Source organism: Flavobacterium sp., from assembly GCF_044373165.1.
Taxonomy (GTDB): Bacteria; Bacteroidota; Bacteroidia; order Flavobacteriales; family Flavobacteriaceae; genus Flavobacterium.
The window spans coordinates 1-8,968 of record NZ_JBILQL010000090.1; the positions used below are offsets into that span (position 1 = coordinate 1).

An 8,968-nucleotide genomic window follows, 5' to 3' on the forward strand; every position below is an offset into this window, starting at 1 on the left:
ATTCTTATGATAAATTTTTAAAGCAGCATTAGTATAAAAAAACGCTTTATCTACCATAAACCGCATGTTGTAATACCTGCCCACATAAGCATAATAAAGGGCTTTATATATTTCTTTATCTGGCGCTGCTTTTTTGTAATACTGATAAAAAGTTTTAGTTTCTTTTAAATAATCTTCTATCAAATAGAGTTTGTCATACCCTATAGCTAGCAACTGGTGGGTTTTAGCCAGCAAAAAGTAGTTTTTGGTAGTTGCCTTGTTTAATAAAACGATATTCTGCTTAAGAATAGCCATCGCTTTATAAGTAGCGCCTAAATCTATATAACAATCGGCAAGACCGTTTTGAGCCTCAATTTGTAGGTCTAGGTTATGATTTAGTTTTGCCTCTTCCGTTATTTTTTCATACAAAGGAACAGCATGCCGATAATCGGAGCGGTCTAAATAATATTGGGCTTTTTGGAGCGATTGTCCATAAACAAAAACCGACAACATCAAAACAGGGAGTAAAATCTTCATAAAACGTTTAACCAAATCATCAAAGGTATAATTTTGAGTTATTAAAAGGGGTGATGTACTAAAAAAGGACACCTCTCGATGTCCTTTCTTTCTTAACTAAACCATTACTATTATTGTAATATAATCTTCTTAACATCAACTACGATACCTTGTGGATTGATGATTTGAACATAATACATACCAGAACCACCCCATGTTGCCAACTGCATAATGCTTTGGGTCCCGGAGGTTGTTATTGGCGTTGTTGCTACTTGCTGCCCTAACGAATTAATCACTTTCAATGTACCACCATTCAAATCGGTGATGTTGTTGAAATTGATATTGATTTGAGAACTTGCTGGATTTGGAGCAATGGTGATGTTGTTTGAATATGCAATTGGATTGTTATAAGACAATTGCCCAACGTTGATGATAAGCGTATCAGTTACTGTTGTATTGGTAAAACACTGATTTTGATTGTACAATTGAGTTACCTCTGATTGAGTTAGAGCTCGATTCCAAAAGCCAATATCATCGATTTTACCTTGATAAAAAATTGGAACTCCAAAACCATTTGGATTACTTCCAATTAACCATCCAATTTCGTTAGGCAAATTTGGTGTAGAATCTGTTACGGTACCAACTAAAATTCCATTCAGATATAACGAATAAACATTTAAAGATCTGGAAATTATCAAATTATTCCATACATTATTGGTTATTGGTTGGTATGTATTTAAAATATGAAGATTAGAATTTGATTCTCTATAATCTAATGTAAGTCTAAGCAAATTGCCAGCTAAGGGTTGTAAGTATAAGTTATACCTATTATTTTCGCCTAGAGTAGTTTTACTAAAAAAAAGTGTTGAATAAATATTACTTAATATAGATTGATTCTCAAACCAAAATGATAATGCTCCATCACTGTTTTGATTAAAAACAAAAGTGCTATTGTAACTAATTGTGTTAGAAACCCCATTAAAGCTATAGGCACTATTACTATTCCCAAATCTATCAGTTGTTAATGTTGCGCCATTCACAGTACCATTATTACCATTGCCACTATCATCATTGGCGTTGCCACAAAACGGCCAGTAGCCAACAAGACCTTGGGTTAATGAACCGCTTACTGCGTTACAAGTGTCGCTGTATGGAGCAACTTGATTATACATATTGCTTACTTCTTGAGAGGTTAAAGCTCTGTTCCATAGACCGATGTCATCAAGTTTACCATTATAGTCATCATTTGGAACAGAACAAGAATGATTACCGGCTTTTAACATTATTGAACTTGAAATTGGCGGACAATTACCGTTTTCTGTAGCTACCATAACCCCGTTCAAATAGACATAAAAATCAGCACCATTCCTTACATAAACCACATTATTCCATGTGTTTGGTGTAAAACTAATATTATAAAAGAATGCTCCAAAGGTTGATGGAAGTCCTCCCCAACCCATACTTAATAAATTATTTGTCGGAGAAATCGTCATCTCAAAATAGTGAGTTTCTGTTCCACTAAGGCAGGATGATCTTTTCGCTAAAAGAAATTGGTCTTTACCAGAAATAAACGCTGAATTAAACCAAAGAGAAATAGTATGATTATTGGCACACCATGCTCCGTTTGAGAAAAAGTTTATGTTTTGTCCTGTGTTTGCAAAATTATAGGCGCTATTGGCGTTCCCAAACCTGTCTGCAGTTAAAGTTGCTCCAGTAGCGGTTCCATTATTAGCATTACCACTAACGTCGTTTGCATTGCCACTAAAAGGATAATAGGCAACTAGACCATTAGTTGGAACATAAGATGGTACTTGAGCCATAATAATTTGAGCAGAGCATACTAAAAATAGTAATATTGCTTTCTTAAAGTAATTTTTTGTTTTCATTGTTAAGTATTTCTAAAGATTAAATTATTTATTGATAAAGCATATTTCACACTCCCTTTCATACAAATAGGTTTCCAACTTATTGTCATAAACTACGGGTGCTTTCATCTCGTTTTTCATAAAAGCAATATAATAATGCACACTTCGTTCTGATATTTCCAGTTTTTGAGCCAATTTTTTAGGAGCTCCTGTTTGTTTGGTTACTATCAATTCGTGCAATCGTATAAAAACTCGTATATCCATAATTTCATTCGCAATCTTACAACCACTCACCGCAACCTCCTTGCGGTCAATGTTTTTTTGTTAAAAATGTTTATAAAATCAATACGATTAAGCAGCTTAATCTTCCCGACGTACTCATAAAAAAATATATATTTGCGACTACTAAAAAGCCAAAACATAGTTTTTGAAACCTACGCAGTCCATCACTATACTAGCACTCCAGCAATTTTGCAATGGAGAAAACCACGCCTTGAGTACACTTTATAAAGCGTGGTTACCCGATTTGTATTTAGTAGCGTATCGATACGTGCAATCGCAACAAGAAGCCGAAGATGTCGTTGCCGATTGCTTTGAAAAAGTATTTGCCATGCCAATAAAAAAGAGGCGTCAAAAATTTATTGAAGAAGAAATCAACATCAAAGCCTTGATGCTCGTTATGGTAAAAAACAAAAGCCTTGATGTTATTAAAACCAAAAACACCCGAAGCAGAATCGTAGACGGCATTAAAAAACTACTGCCCAAAGAAGTATTTAATGGAGCAAAACAGACGCTTACCGATGATAACTTTAAAGCATTATTAAACTGCCTACCCGAAAAAGAAAAGGAAATTTTAACCTTAAGTATCACAGGATTCTCTAACACAGAAATTGGAAAACAACTAAATCTTTCTGAAAAAACAATCGCCAACATGCTTTCAATGGCACGAAAAAAAGTAAAGAATTTATGGAAAACGTTTATGGAGTAATCCGTTAAAAATAAATTACTTTTGGGAATAAAACAAAACTGAATCGTTTTAAATATAGTATGAACACCGAGAACCAAAATAGAATTTTAGCACTACTGTTGCAATCATTAGAAGATGATTTCAACCCACAAGAGCGTATGCGTATTTTGGAACAACTAAAAAATAGCCAACCTACAGACGAGGCGCTACTAGGCGCTAAAATGCTTCTAGAGGAAAACAACTGGGATTACAACGTGCTTAAAAAAGCATTCGCTAAAACGGAAGAAAAAGTTGACTTAGTTGCTTCTCAAACAAAACGAAAAAACAAAAGCACGTATCTCAAATATGCGGCGGTTATACTCCCTATTACTTTTGTTTTAGGTTATTTTATTAATGCGTCTTTCAATAGCAAACAAAACATAGAAGCGTTTTACAATAAAGAAGAAGGTTTGCCCAACTATATGGGAGCAGAAAAAACCAACTGGGATCCTTTAATGGAATTATACCGAGCTAACAAAATGACAGAGGCATTTGCCATTTCACAACAAATACTGACTCAAAAACCACAAAACGATACAGCAGTTTATTTTCATGGTGTTATCAGTTACGAATTAAAAAACTACAAAATAGCCAAAATCGATTACGCCAAAATTACACAAAACAAAGAAAGCGTTTTTTATTATGATGCTGCTTTTAGATTAGGTTTCACCTTGAAGAACTTAAACGAAAACAGCGCTGCAAAACAACAATTTGAGACAATAACAAACGATCAAAGCAATCCATACAACAAAAAAGCAAAAGCGGTTTTAGAGTGTTTGAAATAAAATATTCGTAAAATTAATATCGAAAATCTACTTTGTTTTTTTCACATACTGCGTCAAAATCACTATATGTTGTCCTTCGACTCTGCCTTCAATTTGTTCGGCATTGTCCCAAACCACTTTGATATTGTGTACTGCAGCGCCGCGTTTTGCAGTAAAATTTGCGCCTTTTACATCCAAATCCTTAATCAAAACTACTGAATCGCCATCGAATAAAAGATTGCCATTAGAATCTTTGTGCACAATTTTGCCTTCTTCGTCTTCCCCTTCTCCGGTAGCTTTTGCCCATTCTAACGCCTCTTCATCCAAATACATCATGTCGAGTAAATCGTGGTTTTTTAATCTTGCCAACATCCGCCAAGAAACAATTTGCACCGGAAGGTTTTCATTCCACATACTGTCACTTAAACCACGCCAATCATTAGGATTAGTGGTTTCTGGATTCTCAATTTGGTCTTTTAAAGTTTTGGTGATTAAAACACAGTTTTCGGGTGTGGCTTCGGTTTTCGGTTCAACCAAATAAACCACTAACTGCTCTTCGCTTCCGCTGATTTCACATTTCGAACCGCTTCTGTCTTTTAATCTTTTTTCGGCAACAATACTCATTGGGATTGGCTTACAATTATTTACAAGTTAAAGGAAGCGCCGATTGTGAATACAAACTGATTGTTGTAATTTTCAAATCCGTTTACATCAGTATCATATCGGGCTAAAGGTGTGTTGGCTTCAGCAAACATTCCGAAACCGTTGGTAAAAAAATACCGGAATCCTAAATGCCCGCCGAAATTGCGCAATCCTAAATTCAATCCGGGATAAACATCCATATTGTCACTTAACTTTAAAACGTTGCCTATGTTAGCACTGAAACGCACTTTTAAATCGGCACGATCTTCAAAACGGGGTTTTTCTCCCAATATTTCATCGGCATTCAACATATAACCGGCTACAATGCCGAAAGACATATTTTCGCCTATACCGAAATCTGTTGAAACACCAATTCCGGTTCCTCCGTCTTGAATAGTTAATCCGACTTGTCCTTTAATATCGCCCTTTCCTTTGAAAGCTTGAGCATTTATTAAACTAACTGTAACTAAAGCTACTAATGTGATTATTTTCTTCATGATTCATCTGTTTTGAGTGCAAATATATAGGTTTAAGACATACTTTTATGTAGAATTAATTTGAAATCAATTCCTGCCTTTTTCGTTAAAATACAATTCGTTTAAGGGTTCACTTTGCCAAAATTCTTTAGTGTTGACATCCATAACCGTTAATGGTCCTTTAAAAGCTGCGCCGGTATCCACGTTCCAAACACAAGCTTTTTGCACAGGAGTTGTTGCTCCAATTCGCGTAACCGGTGTGTGACCAATGTATACTTCCTCATATAATGTGAGTCGTCTAGGATACAGCCAACTGTCTTTAGCCATGGTTTCATCCAATGACAAGGCGGTTTCCCAAAGCGTTCTGTCCCAATAAAATAATTTGGGGAAATACTCATAATCTATCCCGTTCATATTGGTAAATCCGGCATGGATAAACAACCGGTTTTGGTCATCATGGTAATAATTTTGTAATGATTTTAAAAAATAAATGTGTTGTCTTTTAGTGGCGTCATTTACTTTTTCATAAGCCTTAATCGTAGCTTCACCGCCATGTTTGAACCACATTTTCTCATCGAAATTTTGAGTGTTACCTTCCAACCAATCCAGCAATAACTCGTCGTGATTGCCTTTGATAAAAATACAATTTTGTCTTTGGCTTAAACCCATCAAATAGTCAATTACTTGTGGCGATTCACTCCAACCATCAACATAATCTCCTAAAAAAATAAGCGTATCACGCACCGTTACATTGGCTCTTTCCATAATTTGATGCAATGCTCTCAAACCGCCGTGAATATCGCCTATTACTAATATTCTACCCATTCGTTTGGTTGTATTTCATTTTTCTTAAAATGCGCATCGCCTCTTTAAAACTCAAATAAACATTGGCTTTTTTTTGTCCTTTTAAAAAAGGTTTGGCATCAATTAATTTTTGTTTGGCTTCCTCAAATCCATTCAAATAACAAATCATTAAAGTCGAGGACAAATTCTCTAAATCCTTATCTTCTCGATCTGACAAAGTAACTCCTTTTTGCAATTTATTCAGCAAAGCTAAATTAGAATTATAAATGTGATGTAACATTTTTTTGTTGTAAGCCGGAGGTTCAAACAGCATTTTAGTTTCCATTTTGTAATACCCGTTGTCAAAAAAATGAATGGTCAATTGTTCCAAAGGATAAAAACTGGTTTTATCGTTCAATCCAAGAGGAACGTGCTCAACTATGGTAAAACTGTGCTCATCATATTGAATAGAAACCACATCAAGGGCTGAATAAAACAGCTTTATTTGTTCGTTTATCAATTCTATGTCAACGCGGGAAAGATAGGTTGTATCTCGGATTTTCTTGGGAATTCCGGACCAACAAATCACAAACAATTCTTTGAAAACTTTGTACTTCGAAGGCATATCACCGTGTCGCACATTCATAAAATCCATCACACCATCTAAAGTGTGAGCAATGCTGTTTCTGGAATTATTTTCAATGCGAATAACGGTTTCAATATTTTGCTTGGAATACGGAATCTTATCTTCCGTAGGCATCGAGTTACTGCCCACTCTAACGAAAACCGTATTGGCCAAAATGGTATAGATGTTTTTTTTGAAAAAAGAAGTTTTGTGCTTGGGTTTAATTGTTACCAAACCGACCACTTTGTCCTTAGGTAAATTGGGAAAGGGAACATTTTCGTATTGAATTTTGGGCGGATTTTCGAGATAAGCATTCACCAAATTCTGAATCCGACTGTCGTCAAAAAAATCATCACCAACGATTTCATTTTCCTGATCTTCCACACCAACCACGATATAAGAATTGTTCGAAGGATTGGAATTGGACAAGGCACAAATGTGTTTCAAAAACTTAGCTTTTCCTTCTTTGGTATGCAAATTCAACTGACGATTTTTATCATAAAAGCTGCACTCATCGTTGTGAGCGAGTAGGTTTTTGATTAAAAGGCGTTTGTTGATCATAGTTAAGTACGATTTACAAAGTACGAAGTACAAAGTAAAACTACTTCAAACTTCGTACTTCAAACTTCGTATTTTTAAGGTACTTTATTCCCCATACTTTCGGTCCAAATGGCAAACCAATCTACTTGTTCTAAGTTGAGTTCAACCGCTTTCATCAAAGCTTGGATTCGGGCAATGTTAACGGTTCCGGCTACCGGAATAACTTTGGCTGGATGTTTTAAAATCCAAGCTAATAAAATCGTATCCGAACCCATACCGTATTTTTCAACCAATTGTGCCAATAGTTTTTTCAGGCGGCGCGTTTGTTCAATATCTTCACGGAAAACTGTCCCGAGCGGATTCCAACTCATCGGACGAATTTGATGCAGTTGCATATAATCGAGGCTGCCATCTAACATGGCTTCATGATGCGTGGCCGAAAATTGTATTTGATTATAATTGACTTCCGTTTTTTGACGAATCAATTCGGTTTGCCATGGCGTGAAGTTGGATAATCCAAAATCTATAATCTTTCCTTCTTTTTTGAGTTTTTCAACCGCCTCCGCAATTTCATCAGCCGCCATTAACGGACTCGGACGATGCAACAACAATACATCCAAATAATCGGTTTGCAGATTTTTTAATGAATTTTCTGCCGACCAAAGGATGTAGTCTTTAGCATAATCATAGTGTTTGATTGTATTATCGCGGCCATTGGTATGCTGAATGCCACACTTTGAAATCAACTGGATGCTGTTTCGGTTGATTTGCGAATTTTTAAAGGCTTTTCCAAAATCCGATTCCGTTGTGTAATCACCATAAATGTCTGCATGATCAAAAGTAGTAATCTTATTTTCCGTACAAATATGTATCAAATGATCCATTTGAGCTGTGGTGAGTTTTTTGTCCCAAATACCCCAATTCATCGTTCCGGCTATAATAGGAGAGAGTTGTGTTTTCATGTGTAACTTTTAAAAGGGTTTTGCCGTAGGTTTTATCTTTTTTGTCTATGGAAAATTTTCTTATTTTGCCGACGAAAAAATGAAAAACAGTTTAGGTCTTAAAATTATAAAAAGAAAATCATAAATCATCCTTAAAATCGTTATGTTTTCTAAAGTTTTAACGCATTATTAACATCGGGTAACCTAATTAATTTTCACTTTTGAAATGTTAAAATTTAAACCGACAAACAGCTGAATAAACCAAAAAATTATGGAAGAAAACGGTACTGCTATAGACATTAGAGCGATCAATGCTAAAATCGAGCATGAAAGTGCTTTTATCGACTTGCTGACATTGGAAATGAACAAGGTCATTGTGGGGCAAAGGCACATGGTGGAACGACTGCTGATTGGTCTTTTGGGACAAGGACATATTTTGCTGGAAGGTGTTCCGGGTTTGGCCAAAACTTTAGCAATCAATACGCTCTCGCAAGCTGTTGACGGAAGCTTTAGCCGCATTCAGTTTACGCCCGATTTATTACCGGCAGATGTAATTGGTACTATGATTTACAATGTAAAAGCCAATGATTTTTCAATTAAAAAAGGGCCGATTTTTGCCAATTTCGTTTTGGCTGATGAAATCAATCGTGCGCCGGCCAAAGTACAATCAGCACTATTGGAAGCCATGCAAGAAAAACAAGTTACCATTGGTGATACGACTTTCAAATTAGACAAACCCTTTTTGGTTTTAGCCACGCAAAACCCAATAGAACAAGAAGGAACGTATCCGCTACCGGAAGCGCAAGTCGATCGTTTCATGCTAAAAACCGT

General features: G+C 35.7%; 11 protein-coding genes. 3 read left to right on the top strand and 8 right to left on the bottom strand.

Features of this window, described 5'->3' with window-relative positions; genetic code table 11:
* The 3 genes from ACIQ32_RS10310 to ACIQ32_RS10320 form a co-directional block, all read right to left on the bottom strand.
* Positions 1–531, bottom strand: a 531-nt coding sequence (locus ACIQ32_RS10310; RefSeq protein ID WP_396195610.1) for a hypothetical protein, incomplete at its 3' end; no start/stop codon positions are given.
* Between the two features lie 95 nt (positions 532–626).
* Positions 627–2,381 (bottom strand): LamG-like jellyroll fold domain-containing protein, encoded by a 1,755-nt coding sequence (locus tag ACIQ32_RS10315; RefSeq protein ID WP_396195611.1) that lies wholly within the window; start codon positions 2,379–2,381, stop codon positions 627–629.
* 24 nt (positions 2,382–2,405) lie between these two features.
* Positions 2,406–2,624 (bottom strand): hypothetical protein, encoded by a 219-nt coding sequence (locus ACIQ32_RS10320; protein ID WP_396195612.1) that lies wholly within the window; start codon positions 2,622–2,624, stop codon positions 2,406–2,408.
* Positions 2,625–2,787: 163 nt separating this feature from the next.
* On the opposite strand from ACIQ32_RS10320, the gene ACIQ32_RS10325 reads away from it, so the two are divergent.
* Both ACIQ32_RS10325 and ACIQ32_RS10330 read left to right on the top strand, forming a co-directional pair.
* Complete coding sequence (locus tag ACIQ32_RS10325) at positions 2,788–3,348, top strand: RNA polymerase sigma factor (protein WP_396195613.1); 561 nt, start codon at positions 2,788–2,790, stop codon at positions 3,346–3,348.
* A gap of 59 nt (positions 3,349–3,407) precedes the next feature.
* Positions 3,408–4,151, top strand: coding sequence for a tol-pal system YbgF family protein (locus tag ACIQ32_RS10330; protein ID WP_396195614.1), 744 nt, complete (start codon positions 3,408–3,410; stop codon positions 4,149–4,151).
* Between the two features lie 27 nt (positions 4,152–4,178).
* Here ACIQ32_RS10330 and ACIQ32_RS10335 read toward each other — a convergent pair whose 3' ends face one another.
* From ACIQ32_RS10335 to ACIQ32_RS10355, 5 genes are all read right to left on the bottom strand, one after another.
* Complete coding sequence (locus tag ACIQ32_RS10335; protein WP_396195615.1) at positions 4,179–4,754, bottom strand: PhnA domain-containing protein; 576 nt, start codon at positions 4,752–4,754, stop codon at positions 4,179–4,181.
* A 20-nt stretch (positions 4,755–4,774) separates the two neighbouring features.
* Positions 4,775–5,269: a DUF6646 family protein gene (locus ACIQ32_RS10340; RefSeq protein ID WP_396195617.1), complete on the bottom strand. Its 495-nt coding sequence runs from the start codon at positions 5,267–5,269 to the stop codon at positions 4,775–4,777.
* A gap of 66 nt (positions 5,270–5,335) precedes the next feature.
* The gene (locus ACIQ32_RS10345) at positions 5,336–6,073 is read right to left on the bottom strand and encodes a metallophosphoesterase family protein (protein ID WP_396195618.1); all 738 of its coding nucleotides are present in this window, start codon (positions 6,071–6,073) and stop codon (positions 5,336–5,338) included.
* Positions 6,066–7,217, bottom strand: a complete 1,152-nt coding sequence (locus ACIQ32_RS10350; protein ID WP_396195619.1) for an ATP-binding protein — start codon at positions 7,215–7,217, stop codon at positions 6,066–6,068. The genes ACIQ32_RS10345 and ACIQ32_RS10350 overlap by 8 nt, the downstream gene beginning before the upstream one ends.
* Before the next feature lie 74 nt (positions 7,218–7,291).
* Positions 7,292–8,158: an aldo/keto reductase family oxidoreductase gene (locus tag ACIQ32_RS10355; protein WP_396195620.1), complete on the bottom strand. Its 867-nt coding sequence runs from the start codon at positions 8,156–8,158 to the stop codon at positions 7,292–7,294.
* Positions 8,159–8,408: 250 nt separating this feature from the next.
* Here ACIQ32_RS10355 and ACIQ32_RS10360 point away from each other — a divergent pair.
* Positions 8,409–8,968, top strand: a 560-nt coding sequence (locus ACIQ32_RS10360; RefSeq protein WP_396195621.1) for an AAA family ATPase, incomplete at its 3' end; no start/stop codon positions are given.

Coding starts and splice junctions, on each gene's coding strand:
- ACIQ32_RS10315 (WP_396195611.1), bottom strand. CDS start 2,381: ATGAAAACAAAAAATTACTTTAAGAAAGCAATATTACTATTTTTAGTA.
- ACIQ32_RS10320 (WP_396195612.1), bottom strand. CDS start 2,624: ATGGATATACGAGTTTTTATACGATTGCACGAATTGATAGTAACCAAA.
- ACIQ32_RS10330 (WP_396195614.1), top strand. CDS start 3,408: ATGAACACCGAGAACCAAAATAGAATTTTAGCACTACTGTTGCAATCA.
- ACIQ32_RS10335 (WP_396195615.1), bottom strand. CDS start 4,754: ATGAGTATTGTTGCCGAAAAAAGATTAAAAGACAGAAGCGGTTCGAAA.
- ACIQ32_RS10340 (WP_396195617.1), bottom strand. CDS start 5,269: ATGAAGAAAATAATCACATTAGTAGCTTTAGTTACAGTTAGTTTAATA.
- ACIQ32_RS10345 (WP_396195618.1), bottom strand. CDS start 6,073: ATGGGTAGAATATTAGTAATAGGCGATATTCACGGCGGTTTGAGAGCA.
- ACIQ32_RS10350 (WP_396195619.1), bottom strand. CDS start 7,217: ATGATCAACAAACGCCTTTTAATCAAAAACCTACTCGCTCACAACGAT.
- ACIQ32_RS10355 (WP_396195620.1), bottom strand. CDS start 8,158: ATGAAAACACAACTCTCTCCTATTATAGCCGGAACGATGAATTGGGGT.